The 18499-nt window shown below is 35.6% G+C and carries 23 protein-coding genes and 1 pseudogene; all 24 read left to right on the top strand.

Translation table 11 applies throughout. The features are described from left to right. Nucleotides 1-95: 95 nt before the first annotated feature. Nucleotides 96-755, top strand: a complete 660-nt coding sequence (locus ACBP55_RS27635; RefSeq protein WP_464646176.1) for a hypothetical protein — start codon at nucleotides 96-98, stop codon at nucleotides 753-755. Between the two features lie 231 nt (nucleotides 756-986). Beyond that, a complete protein-coding gene (locus ACBP55_RS27630; RefSeq protein WP_464646174.1) occupies nucleotides 987-1511 on the top strand; it encodes a hypothetical protein in 525 nt (174 codons plus the stop codon). Nucleotides 1512-1705: 194 nt separating this feature from the next. Continuing rightward, entirely contained in the window at nucleotides 1706-2212 is a 507-nt protein-coding gene (locus tag ACBP55_RS27625; protein ID WP_464646172.1) for a WapI family immunity protein, read from the top strand. Between the two features lie 222 nt (nucleotides 2213-2434). Continuing rightward, nucleotides 2435-2866 (top strand): hypothetical protein, encoded by a 432-nt coding sequence (locus ACBP55_RS27620; protein WP_464646170.1) that lies wholly within the window; start codon nucleotides 2435-2437, stop codon nucleotides 2864-2866. 250 nt (nucleotides 2867-3116) lie between these two features. Next, nucleotides 3117-3464, top strand: a complete 348-nt coding sequence (locus tag ACBP55_RS27615; protein WP_464646169.1) for a class I SAM-dependent methyltransferase — start codon at nucleotides 3117-3119, stop codon at nucleotides 3462-3464. Then, the gene (locus ACBP55_RS27610; protein ID WP_464646168.1) at nucleotides 3448-3798 is read left to right on the top strand and encodes a hypothetical protein; all 351 of its coding nucleotides are present in this window, start codon (nucleotides 3448-3450) and stop codon (nucleotides 3796-3798) included. The genes ACBP55_RS27615 and ACBP55_RS27610 overlap by 17 nt, the downstream gene beginning before the upstream one ends. A gap of 214 nt (nucleotides 3799-4012) precedes the next feature. Continuing rightward, nucleotides 4013-4327, top strand: a complete 315-nt coding sequence (locus ACBP55_RS27605) for a P-loop NTPase family protein (RefSeq protein ID WP_464646166.1) — start codon at nucleotides 4013-4015, stop codon at nucleotides 4325-4327. 447 nt (nucleotides 4328-4774) lie between these two features. Beyond that, nucleotides 4775-5203: a hypothetical protein gene (locus tag ACBP55_RS27600; RefSeq protein WP_464646165.1), complete on the top strand. Its 429-nt coding sequence runs from the start codon at nucleotides 4775-4777 to the stop codon at nucleotides 5201-5203. A gap of 39 nt (nucleotides 5204-5242) precedes the next feature. Continuing rightward, a pseudogene (locus ACBP55_RS27595) lies at nucleotides 5243-5566 on the top strand (DUF7674 family protein); the annotation flags it as partial. A gap of 207 nt (nucleotides 5567-5773) precedes the next feature. After that, nucleotides 5774-6244: a CDI toxin immunity protein gene (locus ACBP55_RS27590; RefSeq protein ID WP_464646163.1), complete on the top strand. Its 471-nt coding sequence runs from the start codon at nucleotides 5774-5776 to the stop codon at nucleotides 6242-6244. Nucleotides 6245-6745: 501 nt separating this feature from the next. Continuing rightward, complete coding sequence (locus ACBP55_RS27585) at nucleotides 6746-7024, top strand: hypothetical protein (RefSeq protein WP_464646161.1); 279 nt, start codon at nucleotides 6746-6748, stop codon at nucleotides 7022-7024. Nucleotides 7025-7255: 231 nt separating this feature from the next. Further along, the gene (locus ACBP55_RS27580) at nucleotides 7256-8389 is read left to right on the top strand and encodes a hypothetical protein (RefSeq protein WP_464646159.1); all 1134 of its coding nucleotides are present in this window, start codon (nucleotides 7256-7258) and stop codon (nucleotides 8387-8389) included. Nucleotides 8390-8603: 214 nt separating this feature from the next. Then, nucleotides 8604-9008, top strand: coding sequence for a DUF6210 family protein (locus ACBP55_RS27575; RefSeq protein ID WP_464646157.1), 405 nt, complete (start codon nucleotides 8604-8606; stop codon nucleotides 9006-9008). Between the two features lie 202 nt (nucleotides 9009-9210). Then, complete coding sequence (locus ACBP55_RS27570; RefSeq protein ID WP_464646156.1) at nucleotides 9211-10023, top strand: putative phage abortive infection protein; 813 nt, start codon at nucleotides 9211-9213, stop codon at nucleotides 10021-10023. 247 nt (nucleotides 10024-10270) lie between these two features. Beyond that, on the top strand, nucleotides 10271-10669 hold the full coding sequence (locus ACBP55_RS27565) for a hypothetical protein (RefSeq protein WP_464646153.1): 399 nt from the start codon (nucleotides 10271-10273) through the stop codon (nucleotides 10667-10669). A 228-nt stretch (nucleotides 10670-10897) separates the two neighbouring features. Next, entirely contained in the window at nucleotides 10898-11380 is a 483-nt protein-coding gene (locus ACBP55_RS27560) for a hypothetical protein (RefSeq protein ID WP_464646151.1), read from the top strand. Nucleotides 11381-11608: 228 nt separating this feature from the next. Further along, nucleotides 11609-11863, top strand: a complete 255-nt coding sequence (locus ACBP55_RS27555) for a hypothetical protein (protein WP_464646149.1) — start codon at nucleotides 11609-11611, stop codon at nucleotides 11861-11863. 249 nt (nucleotides 11864-12112) lie between these two features. After that, on the top strand, nucleotides 12113-12721 hold the full coding sequence (locus ACBP55_RS27550) for a hypothetical protein (RefSeq protein WP_464646147.1): 609 nt from the start codon (nucleotides 12113-12115) through the stop codon (nucleotides 12719-12721). A gap of 222 nt (nucleotides 12722-12943) precedes the next feature. Further along, complete coding sequence (locus ACBP55_RS27545) at nucleotides 12944-13300, top strand: ribosomal-processing cysteine protease Prp (RefSeq protein WP_464646145.1); 357 nt, start codon at nucleotides 12944-12946, stop codon at nucleotides 13298-13300. 323 nt (nucleotides 13301-13623) lie between these two features. Further along, nucleotides 13624-14196: a histidine phosphatase family protein gene (locus ACBP55_RS27540; protein WP_464646144.1), complete on the top strand. Its 573-nt coding sequence runs from the start codon at nucleotides 13624-13626 to the stop codon at nucleotides 14194-14196. Nucleotides 14197-14478: 282 nt separating this feature from the next. Then, nucleotides 14479-14904, top strand: a complete 426-nt coding sequence (locus tag ACBP55_RS27535; RefSeq protein WP_464646142.1) for an NUDIX hydrolase — start codon at nucleotides 14479-14481, stop codon at nucleotides 14902-14904. 991 nt (nucleotides 14905-15895) lie between these two features. Further along, nucleotides 15896-16387, top strand: coding sequence for an NUDIX hydrolase (locus ACBP55_RS27530; RefSeq protein ID WP_464646140.1), 492 nt, complete (start codon nucleotides 15896-15898; stop codon nucleotides 16385-16387). 240 nt (nucleotides 16388-16627) lie between these two features. After that, nucleotides 16628-17044 carry a hypothetical protein gene (locus tag ACBP55_RS27525; RefSeq protein ID WP_464646138.1) on the top strand — a complete coding sequence of 139 codons (417 nt, stop codon included), beginning with the start codon at nucleotides 16628-16630 and terminating at the stop codon, nucleotides 17042-17044. 241 nt (nucleotides 17045-17285) lie between these two features. Further along, the gene (locus tag ACBP55_RS27520; RefSeq protein WP_464646136.1) at nucleotides 17286-17927 is read left to right on the top strand and encodes a hypothetical protein; all 642 of its coding nucleotides are present in this window, start codon (nucleotides 17286-17288) and stop codon (nucleotides 17925-17927) included. Nucleotides 17928-18499: the final 572 nt, after the last annotated feature.

Raw genomic sequence — 18499 nt, 5'->3', positions numbered from 1 at the left:
AAGCCAGTGAGGGTTCGTGAATACAAGAACGTTAGCTGAAATTCCTACAAGACCTTTTATTACGTGCATGTTAAGTCAAAGGAGGTATTATTTAAGTGCCTTGGCCAATGGTTCATTTTTCTATTGCCGAAAAGTTATTTTCAACAAAATTAACTCCCAATTTCTTGTTAGGTAGTATTGCTCCTGATGCTATACATATGAGAGAAAACACGATTAGAAAAGATAAGGGAACTATACATTTGGTTAGTGAGGATCAACTGCCAAGCAAAGATGTAATTATGAGTACTTGTTTGCAGTACTTAGATATGGATTCTGGAATTGAGTGGAACGAGTATGTACTTGGATATTTTGCTCATATTTATACAGATTTGAGATGGACAGAGACTGTCTATGCACAATTTGAGATAAATTATAATGGTGAATCACAAGATAAGAGAAAAGTATATAACAATGAAGTGAGTCAAGTTGAATTTAATTTGTTGAAAACTGAAAGTTGGACACAAGATGTTATTCTTAAACTTAATGGAGCAAACGGAATCACAATAGCACCATTTGTCACAGAAATAGAAGTAAATCAATATAGAGATGAAAAGCTAAACTGGCTTACAAATTACAAAAATGAACCTCACATTATACCTATCTATTTTAAAGAAGATTGTGTAAGTGATTTTATTATAAACACCTCAACTGAATTAACCGAATTATTTAAAGATTGGGGCATTAAGTATTTCGAAGAAGGTAGGAACATCAGCTAATACCGTATTCACGCTTCGGACTAGCGCCCTCGGTCTGCCCGAGGCATTTCGGGGAATTGGAATCAGGCAGACAACCCTGCACCACCTTACCGCATCGCGGCCAACAAACCCTGACCCTAAGATAAGAGCTATCTAATGGTCAGGGCTTGTCTTAAGGTGGTGAGGGTTCGTAAATACACAGAACGTTATGTGAAATTGCCAAAGATTAACTAAAGAAAGGATTAATTCAGGATGAAATACATAAGGCAAGAACAAGAAGGATGGAAAGAAGTATATTACTTTGAAGTTGACGATGATAATGTTGCTTTAAGACAAGCCACTCAAATAGACGATAAATTAATTGTATCTAATAGACCTTTTGATAAACTTCACTTTTTTCTAACAGATCAAGAAGTATGTAGTACGAATGAAGAAGAAATCGAGAAAGCAGAATTTGAATTGGTATGGAATACAGGAGTAGAACCATTTAAGGGAAATTGGAATAGGACAGTACAAACAATATCTATAGGACAAGAAATCCAAGGATTTATGGAGATCTTTTATCCACAAGGAATTATTATCAATTTTAATAACGTTATGTTTGGATTAACCGACTATTGGGACGTTAGGAATAATACAGAACCGGATTACTTTAAGGTAAGACAAAAAATCCGAGGAACAGTAAAGGGATTTGATAACAGTAATTTATGGGTGATACTGGATAACTGCAAGGTAATGAGTGAAAGTGTATCACAGAAGAATGGCAACATCACATAACAACATTTTCCCGCTGCGGAGCCGACGCTCCTTGGTCTGCCCGAGGCATTTCGAGATGTAGTATCAGGCAGACAACCCTGCACCACCTAACCGCATTGCGGCCAGTCGCTATGTTCCTTTAAGGTGGTGAGGATTCGGGAACACAAGAACGTTATGTGAAATTGCTGGAAAACAATATTAAAAGAGGTAGATAGATGCCAACAATATGGAACCAAGAAAAAAACGTTTTTCTGTCTATTGATTTATTAAATAATGACAAGGTTGATATTCAAGTTGATAGACCTGATTTTATGAATTGGGTTCCTTTCAAGTTTACTTTAGATCTATATAACGAATCATATTACTTACCTTTTAATGAAACCTTCCCAACATTCAATGTGTGGGAAATTGAAAAAATAATAAACGGGTTGGAAGAAATTGTTAATGCAATGAATTCAAAGACACTTGATAACCCAAACGAGGATCGCTTCAAACCATTTGAACATTTTTGTAGTGAAGTTTATTTTGAGATCAAAGTTTTTGAAACACTTGAACCTGACTTAATTAATATAGAGATATGGCTTACTATGGCAGAATTCACTAATGGTCAAATAAGCGATTATAAAAAGGGTTTTAGATTTATAGTTCACTTAAAAGTATTAGAAAAATTTCTCAATGGACTAAAAAAACAATATAAATTAATTCGGAATAAGTATATTTGAAGGTATATTCAGGAAGCTAGCAACTTCACATAACACCGTATTCACGCGGCGGGCCTTACGGCCCTTGGTCTGCATGAGGATTTTCGAAGAGGTGGATTCAGCAAACGACCCTCGCTGGCTAAGTCCGTTGGACCCGGGCGCAAGCGCCCTTAAGCCAGTGAGGGTTCGTGAATACAACAACGTTATAAGAAATACTCGCAACCATATTAGGAGGAAGTAAAATTGAAGAAGTTAAATAAAGAAAATCTTAAATTATTATTTTACTCTTTACATAAAGATATTGAAGAATCTGTTAATTGGTCTTTAGAGAGTATTTCAAACCAAAAACTTAAAGAAATGATCTCATATCCACCTAATGTTGAACTATCAAGTGAAGAGTTATCGGAATTAATGGCTGTTTTTGATAACAATCCAAATGTAATAAAGACTATTAAAAAAATCATGATAAACTCTGCAATGTATCCTCTGTTTAACTTGTTTAATATCATTGATGGGTCAGGTCAGATACCAGATGGGAAATATGAATTTATCGAATTAGTTGAATGTAAGTTAGAAGAAATAGAAAAATTGGAAGATAGAGAAGATTTTTTGCATGATTTGTTTTTTGAAACCTATTGGGAGTGGGAAGAAGAAATTAGGAGAAAGAATAAATAAATATTTTGTTTACAAATTCGAAGAAGGCGAGTAATTCCTATAACACCGTATTCACGCGTCGGGCTAGCGCCCTCGGTATGCCAGAGGCATTTCGGGGAAGTGAATCAAGCAGACAACCCTGCACTGGTTAAGTCCGTCGGACCCGGCGCTACGCGCATTAAACCAGTGAGGATTAGTGAATACAAGAACGTTAGAGGAAATGGCTGCAAACAATATTAAAGATAAAACACTTATTCTCGGAGGTTAATTCATGGGAGTCGAATGGTATGACATGATCGCTAGAAAAAATGGTGGATATAAAAGCAATGCTGTATTTACCATTGAGGGAATTTCAGCGGAGCAGATATTTGAAGAGAGACTAATGGGCATGTTACCAAATTTCAATTCAGTCTTAGATGCTGGGTGCGGACATGGGGATTTTACTCTAAAGATGTCGAGACATGCTAAATCGATAATTGGATTTGACAATTCAGTTGAAATGATAAAGATTGCTGAGTCAATTTTAGAAGAAAGTAATGTGAATAATGTAAGATATGTATGCGCTACCACCAAGACTGACTTACCTTTTAGTGATGAACAATTTGATTTTAATTTATGACAGAAGAGGGCCAACATCTATATTAAATCATAGTAGAATACTTTTTTCTGGAGGTACTGTATTCGGAATTCACTCAGGCGCATTGGAAACAGTTAAAAACAGATTAAACAGTAATGGATTTATAAACATTGAAATTGAAGAATTTAATAGTGCGATTATCTTTTTCCCTGATGAGATTGAATTTGCCAAGTTTATTTCAGGAATACCCGGAAATCCCGATTATACTACGCCCGAATTAAAGAAGGAATTAGAATTAAGGATTCAACAGAATATTATTAACGGAAAACTTGGATTGAAAGACTATAAATACATATGGAAAGCCAACAAACCTTAATTTCGTAAGTAAACTCGAAGAAGGCAGCAACATCCTCTAACACCGTTTTCCCGCTGGGGGGCTTACGCCCCTTGGTCCGACCGGAAGGAATTCGAGGAAGATTAATCAGTCGGACACATCCACCTACGGTGGACGCCGTGAACACAACAAAGTTAGAGGAAATTATTGCAACATTTGAAGTTACTATAAACCATTAATAACCAGGAGAATACAAATGAAAAGAATAATGATAATTGGGTCTGGAGGATCAGGGAAATCTACTTTTTCAAGTAAACTCTCTGAAGTCTTAGGATTACCTTTGTACCATTTAGATGCTTACTATTGGAAACCTGGATGGATTGCAACTCCTAATTATGAATGGGATGAATTTCAAAGAAAGCTCATTCTAAATGATGAATGGATTATTGATGGAAACTATAGTAGAACATTAGATATTAGAATTTCGAGGGCAGATACAATAATTTTCTTTGATTTACCTCCGAGGATAACTACTTTTAGAGTCATTAAACGAAGAATTAAATACTATTGAAGAACTAGACCTGATTTGAATGAGGGATGTCCTGAGCAATTAGATTGGGGATTCATTAAATGGGTATGGAATTTCAGAAAACATAAAAGACCAGGAATACTCGAAAAACTAAGAAAATATGAAAAAGAAAAGAATATAATAATACTTAAAACACCAAGTGAAGTAACAAGCCTAATAGATCAATACAATAGTAGAAAACATGTTTAGTAATTCAAAGAAGGCAATAACATCCTCTAACACCGTATCTACGCTGCGTGGCTTACGCCCCTTGGTTCGCAAGAAGTATATTTCAGAGAAGTGGATTCAGCGAAGAACCCTGCACCACCCAACCGCATCGCGGCCGGACTTAACGTTCCTTAGGGTGGTGAGGGTTCGTAGATACAACAACGTTATAAGAAATCCCCGCGGACCAATATATTATACTCATTCTCATTAAGGAGAAAATGAATGGGAAATAAGATTCAAAAACAATTTAAAACTAAAATGCGAAAAATCTCTAGACAAGAAATTCGTAAGAAGAACAGATTCTATAGCCATTTAGAACGAGATATCATTTATGGTTATTACTCAATAAAGAACAAAAGAAATAATAAATTTGCTTTGATTTTTATTAAGCTAATGCAATATATAATGTGTGGATTTCTTTTAATATTTGGTTTTGGGTTAATTGCCATGATCTTGAAGGTTTATTTTGTAGGAATATTCTTGATGTTGTTGTTAATTTCTTTAACGTTTCTAATATTTGGTTTTATTCATCCCAATATTATTTGGAATCCAGATAGAATAGTATCTAGGAAAAAAGTGCTTAAAACATTCGGGATAGCTTCAATTGCATTTCTATGTTTAGCTTGTTCGCTCGTACTTATTAATTACTAGAAATATGTTAGACGATGGAATGATCATTATAAAGATTGGTATGACGATGAAGAAGACGGAGAACATCTATATCTAGATTTACCAGATTTTGCGAACCATGTAGTTAATTTAATATACAATAATGATTTTAGTGAATTAACTGAAGTATTTAGAGTCGTAGAGAAAATGCTTATAGAAGGTGATGATTTCGTTAAGGAAGCTGTAACTGTAGGATTTTTAGAAGATTTACAACTTGGACTTGCAGGTAATAATAATTTTAACATAGATGCTTTATTTAATTTGTTTGGAGAAGAGACAATAAAATGGTGGAACAAGTTAGAACGATTTTGGTCTGGAGATTTTAGGTCTTTAAACGAAGAGTAGCAATTTTTAAGTATATTCGAAGATGGCAGGGACATCATCTAACACTTGGTCTGCCCGCGGAATTTCGAGGAATAGGATTCAAGCAGACAACCCTGCACTGGCTAAGTCTTCGACCCGCCGCTAAGCGGCTTAAGCCAGTGAGAGTTCGTGAATACAACAACGTTATCGGAAATTGCCCAAATAAATATATTAGAACCAAGGTGAAAGATGGATAACAAAGAAGCAAGAAAAATAAGAATTGAACAACTTAAGAAGAGAATTAAACCTAAACTACATAGCGGATCATTATTTGAAAAATGCTTAGCCACACTTGGTGAAGGGACAAGAATTTATAGTGAGGAAGAATCGAAAAGGTTGATCAATCAAGTTGTCAATAATTTCAACTTTACTTCATGGGGAAGAGTTAACTGGAGTACGATTAATATTCAGAAAAAAGCAGATGGAATTAATGAAGTAATTGAGTTTTTGGAGGCAAGTCAAAGAAGTATATTAAAATCCTTTTTAGTATATTGGGATAATGCAGCTTATCCAATTATAGAAACAAACTTATTTAAGATCATGGAATCTTGGGATGATGTGGTGGCTGTAGGTTTTGATACTTGGATTGTGGATCTGGAACAACGAATAATAATAGAAAACTATCATGAAGGAGAAATAACAGTAGGAATTATGAACTGATTTGTAGGATAACTCGAAGAAGTGGGCAACATCCTATAACACCGTTTTCCCGATGCGGAGTTGACGCTCCTTGGTCTGCCCGAGGCATTTCATGATGTAGTATCAGGCAGACAACCCTGCACCGCCCAAGTCCGTCAGACCCAGCGCTATCGCGCCTTAGGGCGGTAAGGGTTCGTGAACACAACAACGTTATCGGAAATTCCCAAAAAGAATTATTAAAGTAAGAGAAAGAAGGTGTGAATGATGTATCAGAGAAGATATTATAAAAAATTCATGAGGGCTCTATTTTATCTATTTATTTTTATTAGATCTGAACCGATGAACCCAGTTAATAAAGATATAATCAATGTGTTTTTATGGTGGCTACATAAAGACATAAAATTTGGATATAAGTCAACACGTGTACTAATAACTAAACTATGTAAGATTAAAAATGATTCTTATAGGAACAGAATTATTTCAGAATTAAAAACAATATTTATTCGAACAGAGAAATTTAGCATGGATCGAATCAAAATAAGTATCGAACCAATAATTTATATTTTAGAAGAGCTTAAAAAGAAAATTGAAATGGAAGAATTTGATAAAGTGCGGATAATGGCGAGCTCAGTACATAATTATCCATCTTTTATCTTAGGAAAGTATTATTGTAATTCAAAGAAATTTTGGATTGATCATATTAACTTCTATAACAGAGAGTATAGTGAGGATTTCATGAGCAAATGGGAGTATTTATTCCTAGAAGAGTATCCGAAGACAGACCCAGATAAAGTTAATTGAAAGCGAATTCGAAGAAGTGGGAACTTCCGATAACACCATATTCACGCTGAGGGCCTTGCGACCCTTGGTCTGCCCGATGCAATTCGGAGGAGTTTTATCAGGCAGACAACCCTGCGAGGCTAAGTGGCAGAGCCACCCGGTCGCTAATGCGACCTTAAGCCTCTCGGCTTCGTGAATATAAGAACGTTATGTGAAATTACTAAGTAAAGATACTAGTTAGGGGGAAATTATATGATTGAAATTTATCATGGTGTTTCAGAAGATATAAAAAAAATTTCAAATGATTATCTAGAATCATTTATTAATTTCTTTATGGATATACATAAAGATTTAGCTGAAAATCACGAAGAACTTTATTTGGGTGCATTTCCTGAATTGGTGTTTAATTCCAGGAAAGATATATGTATTAAGGCTGTTGAGGAGTTGTTTTTTTGGTCTAGAGATGAGTATATACATACTTTAACTCCACTACACGAATATGCCTTATACAAAATAATTGAGTATTGTGAAGAAGCAGATGAAGAATTCTGGAATGAAAATAATAAAGGATTGTTTTTTGAACGTAAACATGATCATAAAACAATATTTGAAGATTTTGATGAAGAGACAGACTGGACAACTGAAGATATAAACGAATTAAGATTTGATTTTTTCTACGATAATTGCTTTCAAGATTTTGATTTTTTAGATGTTCCACTCTACTATTCTTTGTTTAAACTGATGTCTAATACTGATTATAAACAATTCAGGATAAATTTAAACGATTATATTGACTTAATGCCTGCTGATATAGAAGAAGAGTTTAAGAACTTAAGTAAATCAAAAAGTAACGATAATATTCATTCCAAGAATTTTGGAACAATTGTTAGGGAAGGAATTAATAATTTTAAGCATTCAATTATTAATTATAGTTCCTACAAATTATTATGGGATAATAAATATGAACCTAGAGGTGAATCATCAGTTCAGAAACTGTTTTTAGTCTCATCGTCTTTATTTTATAAATTGAATAATATTGATATAAGTCCTGAGTCAAATATTGGAAGGGGGCCTGTAGATTTTAAGTTAAGCAGGGGAGCAAATGAACGATTATTAGTAGAAGTAAAATTAGCAAGAAATAAAAAGTTAATACATGGAATTGAAAAGCAATTATGTAAATATATGATATCTGAACAGATAACAGAAGCCATATATATGGTGGTTATTTATTTGGAGACTGAATTCGCACGTATAGAACCTCTAAAGGAGATTATTGAACAATGTAATAAGACGTATAATCTAAATATAGAGTTAGAAATTATTAATGCAATTAAAGATAAGCCGTCTGCTTCAAATTTGCCTAAAGATTATAATGTATTTTTGTAAACTCGAAGAAGTTAGTAACTGCGCATAACACCGTATTCACGCATCGGGGCATTCGCCCCTCGGTCTGTAGATGCATTTCGAGATGTAGTATCAGGCAGACAACCCTGTACCGACTAAGCGCATCGCGCCCGGCCTACTACCTTTAGTCGGTGAGGGTTCGTGAATACAAGAACGTTATGTGAAATTCCCAAGATCTCTTGAATGAGGAGAGTTTATGAAACCAAATAAAGAAATCAGTTTATATGGACTCGAACAATTAGCCTTAATCATAAAAATGAATACAGGTGTGATTTACTCAAATCAAGCTGGAGGCTATGCTTGTTTACAGCCTGCCATAGAAGGGATCTTATCAATCATTGACGATGATACAAAATCGATAATAAATAAGCTTTCTTTAATGACAATTAATAAAACATCATTGAAAGTAGAAGATGCAGAAGAGCTAGATGAATTTTTTCATTCAAATGAAGGAGTAAATCATCTTAAGATTGATAGAAATAAAATACAAGAATCAATGGAAGCATGGATACACGTTCTTATAGATCATAAAAAAGATTATAGTACACTAAAAGGATTCAATGAAAGTGAAGGAATATTGACCTGGAACAACAGTGATTAAGAGCAGGGGCCTTCGTATAACAACATATTCACACTTCGGGCCATTGGGCCCTCGGTCCGCACGAAGCATTTCGGAGAAGAGGGTTCAGGCGGACACACTTTTGAGGCTAAGTCCTGTTGGACCCGGCAGATTCGCTGCCTTAAGTCTCTCGGCGTCGTGAATACAACAACGTTAGCCGAAATTAGTTTAAAGGGGAAATAATATGAGTAATAATAAAGAAGAAAAAAAAGAGGTAACAGAAAAGAAGAACGAACCGCTATTTATATTGTTGATTTTAATGATCATAATATCAATAGTATGGACTGTTTCTGGATTCCTAGTTCATAACTTTTTTACTGAGTGGGCAGAACGAGGACAGTTTGGTGATATGTTTGGTGCAGTTAATTCGTTATTTTCAGGTTTAGCATTTGCAGGCGTAGTGTATACCATTCTGTTACAGAGAAAAGAACTAGCATTGCAGCGAAATGAAATTAGTAAGTCCACTAAAGAATTAGAAGGTCAGAAAAATCTAATGGACCTACAAAAATTTGAGAACAAATTCTTTCAATTAATTAACTTACACCATGATATTATTGGTTCAACTGGTCATGGAAGAGGGATCTTTCAAACATTAGCTACTGCCATGTACAATGCGTTGCCAAAGCAGAATATCACATTAACACTATTAAATGAAACATATTTTGAATTATATAATAAGAATAAGACTGAGCTAGGACACTATTTTAGAAATCTATATCATATTGTTAAATTTGTTGATTCCACACCGGAATTAATGGATTTTGAAACACGTTATTCTTATATAAGGATATTAAGAGCTCAGCTATCAACATATGAGATTGTATTACTTTCATATAACGGTCTATCCAAACATGGGAAAGGATTTATGGAACTTATAGAAAAATATAAGTTACTGAAAAATATAGATTTCCAAGACCAATATTTAATTGAAAGGGCCTTATTATTTGAACAATATCCTCATGTACTAGAAGCATTTAATGAACAAGCTATTTTGTAAGTAACTCAAAGGAGAAACTAACTTCGCATAACAACGTATTCACGCTACGGGGCTGACGCCCCTTGGTCGCCAAGAGGGATTTCGGGGGAGCGGATTCGGGCGACAACCTCTGCGAACCTAACCGCGTCGTGCCTGGCACTACGTGCCTTAAGGTTCTCGGGCTCGTGAATACAAGAACGTTAGGAGAAATTGCTGGGAATCAAAAGAATAATACAAACATAATCTCAAACAAATTGGGGCTGTTTTTTTGAAATATATGAGTAAAGAAATATTCAAAGAACATTTAGTTAAGACCATAAAAGAGTTAACTACAGACGAAACAGAAAGAAAGACACAGAAGTTTCGGATCACAGCAATACATGAAGTGAATAAGAAATTAAACTCTACTGATGATATGGCTCGTCTGTGGCTATTGAGTGATAAGAACATAAAGGGAAGATCAATGACCATGGATCAGGTTATAGATTTGTTTTCAGGTTTATCACCACTGTTTCCTATTTGGATAAACGTATCAATTGAGAGAATCGAAGATGGCTGTATAACATTTGAACTAGAAACGAGTATGAGGTTTAGAAAACCGACTTTATTACATAATCAAGAGACAGAACACCCTCCTTTTAAAGCAGTAATCTATAAGAAATATTAAAGATAATGTAAGAGATTCGAAGGACTAAGCAACATCGCCTAACACCTTATTCACGCTGCGGGATCTGGCGGTCCCTTGGTCACCAAGAGGAATTTCGGGGAAGCCTATTCAACCGGACAACCCTGAACCACCTAACCGCATCGCGGCCGAACCTACGGTCCTTAAGGTGGTGAGGGTTCGTGAATACAACAACGTTATCGGAAATTACTGTACTGAAAGGAATAAAAAATGAACACAAAAGAATTACTAGAATGGTCGGAGAAGTACTCTATTCAAGAAAAAACCATTTCAGGATTCTGGGAGTATCTAGATAACTGGAAGAATGAAGATAGATCCGAATTTTACGACACATTTAAAGGTAAACTTGATCCAAGATCAATAAGTGTAGAGATTTATTCAATACAATTAACTCACATAAGATCCTATTCTAACTTTGTATATTGTAACCTAAGGATTATTTTTTTTGGTAATTCGATTGGAATTTATAGGATGGTTTTTGATTTAGAAGGGAATATAGATGACGATTTTATTGATTTTGATAGGAATTTTGAATATGTAGTAGAGAAAGCAAAAGACAAAATTAGGATAATCAAAAAAGGAATAGAAGAAGGATTAGATATACAGATTATTTCAAAATTAATTGACACAAAGGAAGAAATAATAAAGCCATTTTTTGAGAGTCAATTCAAAGAAGACAGTAACTTCCGATAACACCGTATTCACGCTGCGGGGCTTACGCCCCTTGGTCTGCCAGAAGCATTTCGAAGAAGTAGTATCAGACAGACAACACTGCGAGGCTAAGTCTTCGACCCGGCGTAAGCGCCTTAAGCCTCTCGGGTTAGTGAATACAACAACGTTAGACGAAATACCTGTAAAATTAATATTAAAAATTCTTAAATCATAAAAAAATATACAATAGTTTCAGGGAGTGAACAGCCTGTGAAGCGTATATTAAAAAATAAAATACAATGGTTTTGTTTTGGAATAGGTATATTAGTAGTAACTATTTCTCCTGCATTTGGTCCTTTATTACCTTATCCAGATCCAACTCCGGAATTAATAGAGATATATAATAAGCAAGTTTATAAGTCTGAGATGATTTTGAAGATTGGGTTAATTATTACAGGTATTAGTATACTCTCAATTATAATAACAAGAATATTAAATAAGAAATTCAAAACGAATGATTCATAATTATTGTAACAAGAACATCTTGAGAGTAATTCAGAGGAGACAGGTACATCATCTAACACCGTATTCACGCTTCGGGCTGGCGCCCTCGATCTGCCCGAGGTATTTCGGGTGAGTGGAATCAGGCAGACAACCCTGCACCGACTAAGCGTATCGAGCCCGGCCTATCGGTCTTAAGTCGGTTAGGGTTCGTGAATACAAGAACGTTAGCCGAAATTCCTGCACTAATATTTTTAAGGTGGTAGTCAACTCATGCCTTATACAAAACCAGTTATAAGAGAGCCATATTATGAATGTCCAGTTTGGATTGAGAATGAAGTAGACCGTAAAGAATATATTTGCTTATCATCAAGTAGTACTCCAGAAGACGTAGAATTATTTTTGGTGCATTTGTTTGGATATAGCAATATCGATGTGAAACAATCCCTTAAAGATTCATTTCGCGAATTATTGGAGAAAGATCAAGTAGCCATTCTCGGTGGAATTGCTTTTTTTGATGACGAGAATAGGTCTATTATGCCAAGTTGTTGTTGCGGACTGGAAGAATGGGCAGAAGTTCATAGTTCAATTCATAATAAGATTAGTCCTTGGATGGGACACGATCCATACCCAGGAATTACATATCACGATAATTTTATTAGAGTTTTGTCAGACGCCCCAGAAGAATCAAGTAAAAAGAAACTATTTTGTATTGAATATACATATGAAGAGATTTATTGTAGCTTGGAGGAAACTAAGAACGATCTTTTAGGCTTTATTAAGAAGCCACTTTTTCTTTGGATTAATTCGAGGGACCAAGAAATCGCACAAAGGACGAAACAAAAAATGTACGAGTGGTTCATGAAGGATATTGTTGGGTAATTCAAAGATGGCAGGAACATCGGCTAACACCGCATTCACGCATCGGGGCTAACGCCCCTCGGTCCGCCCGAAGTGGAAAACAGGGAAGCGGAAGCAGGCTGACACATCCGCACCACTTAACTGCGCAAGCGCAGCCGGCCCTACGGGCCTTAAGGTGGTGGGACGTCGTGAATGCAACAACGGTATGTGAAAGACCCTATTTAATAATTTGGAGGTTAATTCATGGATGTAGAAAATGAAATACTTATTCAAAGAGAACTAATAGATCAAGACATATATGATCCTTTTAAGATCGAGTTCTATATTAATAGTAAAGGTGTTATTTACGGATTTAACGCGATAGGCGAAACGGGATTTACACAATATGGATTAGACATTATAGCAGCTGGAGTTTCAACCTTGATAATAAACACAATAAATAGCGTTCGATTACTAACTAATGAAGTAATTAAAAATGAAGTAAGAAGAAACTATGCAAAGTGCATATTACCAAATTTAAGAAATAATAAGGGAACTAAAGAAAGAACAGTTTTATTACAATCTTTAAGATTAGGCATTGAGAGTATTCAGGAGTCGTAAGGTGATAAGTATGTAATAATAATTGATTTGAAGGAAGAGAAAAACAAAACTAATATTTTCAGAATTTTTAAGTAAATATGAGGGTTGATTCGATGAAGAGGGTCCATAACATAGCACCGTATTCACGCTGTGGTCGCTAACGCTCCCTTGGTCTGCCCGAGGCATAGTTTCGGGGAGGTGGAGTCTGGCAGACAACCTCTGCGAGACTAAGTGGCGAAGCCACCCGTCCGCTACGTTTCCTTAAACCTCTCGGGTTCGTGAATACAACAACGTTATGTGAAATCACAGTAATAGTATAATGGAAGCAATCCAAGGAGGGTCATATGAAGACCATTATTTACATGGTTAGGCATGCTGAGTCACCATATACAGAAGGAAATGAAAGAACTAGGGGACTTACCTTAGAGGGCAAGATGAATGCTGAAACAATTATAGAGATATTAAAGGACGAAGGAATAAATATAATTATTTCAAGTCCTTATGCTCGAGCAATTCTAACATTGGAAGGGTTGGCCAAAGAGTTAGAATTAGATATTAAGATATTTGAGGATCTTAGGGAAAGGCACTTTTCAGGGGAAGACTATATTATTTCTAATGAAGAATTTATGCCTGCTATGAAGAAGATGTTTGATGACCCTAACTATGCATTGCCAGGAGGAGAGTCTAACACTGTTTGCCAGAATAGATCAGTGGTAGTGTTGAAAAATATCTTAGAAGAATACAAAGGAAAGAAAGTTGCTATTGGAACACACGGAAATGTAATGACATTGATGATGAATTATTTTGATTCGAATTACGGATTGGATTTCTTGAATCAAACTAAGAAACCTAACATATATAAAATGCATTTTAAAGACCTAGTATTAGAAGAAGTAACAAAACTATGGAAAGAATAGGGTAATTTGTGGGTTGATCGAAGAGGACTGTAATATCACATAACACCGTATTCACGCTGCGTCTCCTAACGGAGCCTTGGTCTGCTCGAGGCATTTCAGGGGAGCGGGAATCAGGCAGTCAACCCTTTGAACCTAATCGTCATAGCGGCCGGCAGCTAAAGCTGCCTTAAGGTTCTTGTGTTCATGAACACAACAACGTTAAATGAAACCTGCGGATAGCATTTAAAGACGAAAATACCTTAGATTATAAATACATAAAAAATCTTTTTAAGGAGTAAAGCGATGAATCTACCAAAACATATCGTTTCGGCAGCTGCAATTGTAATAAATGACAAAAACGAATTATTACTTATCAAAGGACCAAGAAGAGGCTGGGAGATGCCTGGTGGTCAAGTAGAAGAAGGAGAGTCCTTAAGTCATGCTGCAATAAGAGAAACAAAAGAAGAATCAGGAATAGACATAGAAATTATAAAATTCTGCGGAATATTTCAGAATATAGGAAATTCAATTTGTAACACCCTATTTTTAGCGAAGCCAATAGGTGGAGAATTAATACAAACATCAGAAAGCTTGGAGTCAGGCTACTTTCCGATAGAAGAAGCACTAAAAAAGGTTGAATGGAAAGATTTCAGACAAAGAATAGAGTACTGTTTAAAACCTGAAATGCAACCTTTTTGTGTTGAGTTTTATGATGAGAAGAATATTTGAGGGTATCTCAAGTAGCCGCAGGCATCATCTAACACCGTATTCACGCTGCGGGGTTTACGCCCCATGGTCTGCCAGAGGCATTTCGGGGAAGTGGAACAGGCGGACAACCCTGCACCACCTAACCGCATTGCGGCCGGGACTACGTCCCTTAAGGTGGTGAGGGTTCGTGATACAACAACGTTAGATGAAATAATTGCAATATTTAAAACCAAATTATAAAAACCTAAAAAAAGGAATGATCTTGCTATGTCCAATGAGCTTCAAGAATTGATAACTGAATTCAAAAAATGGATTACATTTACTGGATCATTGCAAGAATTACCTGTGGCAGTTTGGGAATTGAACCTAGAGGAAGGCAAGTGGAGTATTAGGGATATAGTAAGCCATATCATGTTATGGGATAAGTAATTTTATGAAGAGGCAATTGATAGAATTATATCTAATAAACCAGTAACCCTCAAACATTTGAACTTCGATGAATTCAATAGCAAGGTAATTGTATATGGAAGGACGATAACCACAAGAGAATTAATAGAGAAGGCTATTTACTATCGAGAGAAGATTATTCAAGATATCAGTGCACTTAGTGAACAAATGGTCTATGAGAATTATATTGATGGGGACGGCAACGTATTTCATATACCTCAATATATGAAGGATTTTATTTGGCATGATCAACATCATATTAATCCATTGAAAGAACATTTGAAAACAATAGAACAATGAATTGGAAGTAGATTCGGAGAAGGCAATTACATCAGCTAACCACGTGTTCCCGCTGCGGGCCGTTCGGCCCTGGTCTGCAAGAGGAATTTCGGGGAAGAAGATTCAGCAAACACACCTACACCACCTAACTGAGTCACGGCCGCCCTTCTCGCTTAAGGTGGTGAGGCGTCGTGAACACAACAACGTTAACTGAAATCATGTGCAAAGAATATATTAAAAACATTATTGAAATCGTTTTAAAAATCTAATGAAAGGGATTGATAATATGTTTTTTGTTAACTCAAGAGCAATAATTGAAAGAGAAATTAATAATGAAAAACAAATTGTAATTCAAACAAGAAATAAACCTACTGAACCATTAAGGATTGAATTACCTGGAGGAAGAATCGAGCCGTTTGAATCATTAATACAAGCACTTAGAAGAGAGGTAAGGGAAGAGACCGGACTAGAAATAACTGAAATTGAAGGAGAAGATACAAGAATTGATACAACTGGAATTAACCCAGAATTCGAAGTAGAATGTATAAAACCATTTGGGGCATATCAAACAATAAAGGGGCCAATAGATTCAGTAGGTTATTATTTTAGATGTAAAGCTGAAGGAGAATTATTAAAGACCGGGGATGAAACGATAGAGATTAGATGGATTAATATCAAGGAACTATCTGAATTAATCGATAGCAATCCGTTACAGTTTTCAAACGTGGATCGAGCAGGGATAATTTATTATCTAAAGCAAGTTGAAAGAACAAGTTAGCGGGTAACTCAGAGAAGGCAAATGACATCAGCTAACACCGTTTTCCCGCTGCGGAGCTTACGCTCCTTGGTCTGCCCGAGGCAATTCGAGGAAGAGGATTCAGGCTGACAACCCTGCACCACCTAACCGCATCGCGGCCAGTCGCTACGCTCCTTTAAGGTGGTGAGGGTTCGGGAACACAACAACGTTATCTGAAATCTATGCAAGAACTTGTTATTAATAACAGTGAGGTAATCGATAATGAAAATAATTATTACTTTACTTCTTATTCCAATTCTTTTAGGTGCAATAATTATCGCTCCATTTTTTATTAACCCGATATTAAACAATATTACTTTAAAGAAGTATTCAATGAACTTATTTACTTACCCAGTTCCACCAAAAACTGTTAAAATATCTAGAGATTCATCTGTGGGTTTGCAAGTGGCTAACGGTAATCATTGTGATTTTAGCGCAGAAAAACTATTTGAAACAACATTAAGTAAAGATGAAATTACTAAGTATTATAGTAATGTACAGTTGCCCTCAGCTAAAGGGAATTCTAAAGTAAATATTGAAGTTAATTTTAAGGAAATAAGCAATAACAAAAAATTATTATATAGTATACAGATTCTTGATGATGGGTATGATGCTGGTTTTGATATTAGATGTAATTAAAAAACTTGAAAGTCTTTCGATGAAGGCACAGACATCTGATAACACCGTATCTACACTGCGGGGCTTACGCCCCTTGGTCTGCCCGAGGCAATTCGAGATGTAGTATCAGGCAGACAACCCTGCACCACTTAACCGCATCGCGGCCAGTCGCTACGCTCCTTTAAGGTGGTGAGGGTTCGGGAACACAACAACGTTATCTGACATCACTGAAAACCAATTAAAGAACAAAGGAAGAGATAAAATGAGCGAATTTACTTCAGGACAATTATTGTTGGCATCTCATAAGGAAGCAATAAGAAAGCATGCCATTCCAGGTTCTTTACTTAAGGTATTAGATGAAAAGTGGGTCGCATTTTTAACCGGAGAAGATAATTATATTGATTTTCATGAAGCTCCGGCGTTTATATATCAATTATCAATTGATGCTCCAGTACTATATTTTTGTAATTATGGTGATCACTTTTGGGGCTATAGAATTTTTTCAGAGGGCAAAGAAGTTGCTAGTTTAAGAATTTCATATGAGTTCGACGAAGAACTTATAATGAAGATTTTTGAAGAACGTTATCCTGATAAAGATTTATATGAACTATTTACCACCGACTATCATAATGAAATAAATAAATATATTGAAGTGAATGGATTACAGGAGAAAGCGTTCAATGCTTTATTTGATGAATGTAATATCACAGCTTTTAAGCTATTCAATTTAACGGATGAACAAATCGACAATTTGACATCAATATTGAACCCGAACTATTTTAGACAGCAGGATAATATCTTTAATCTTGTTGATGAATTTAAAGAGATTGTAGGGATAGATGAAATGAGTTGGATAAGATATGAACGAGTTGATGAAGACGAAGATTATGAAGAGAGATTTTAGTATTTCAAAGATGTCAGTGACGTCATATAACACCATGTTCCCGCTGCGGAGCTTACGCACCTTGGTCTGCCCGAGGCAATTCGAAGAAGTGGACTCAGGCAGACAACCCTGCACCGACTTAGCGCATCGCGCCCGGCCTATCGGCCTTAAGTCGGTGAGGATTCGGGAACCCAATAACTTTAGAAGAAATCCCCGCTATGATAAATTCATATAAGAGCATAAGTGCTTATAAAAAATTTTAACATCTATAGAAATAGGTGACGAAGTGAGACGAATAAACCAGGGGCTATTTTGGCTTGTTAGTTGTTGTTTTTACTTATTCTTGTTTATACTTTATTGGATATTTCTCACAACGAATACGACTCTATATTTAGGGAAATTAGTTAGTCTATTTGGTATAAAGCCCGCTACTTCATATGTACTTCCATATTATATAATTGGTACTTTACTAACAATTGCATTTTGTATATTTAATTTCTGGGTATATCGTAAGAAACGAGTAATTTTCTGGATGTTGTTTTTAGTGCACATTTATTATTCTTATAAACTTTTTAATATACTTACAGACCCTA

The organism is Paenibacillus sp. WG02 (genome assembly GCF_055396115.1).
This window is presented reverse-complemented; position numbering and strand designations above follow the sequence as displayed.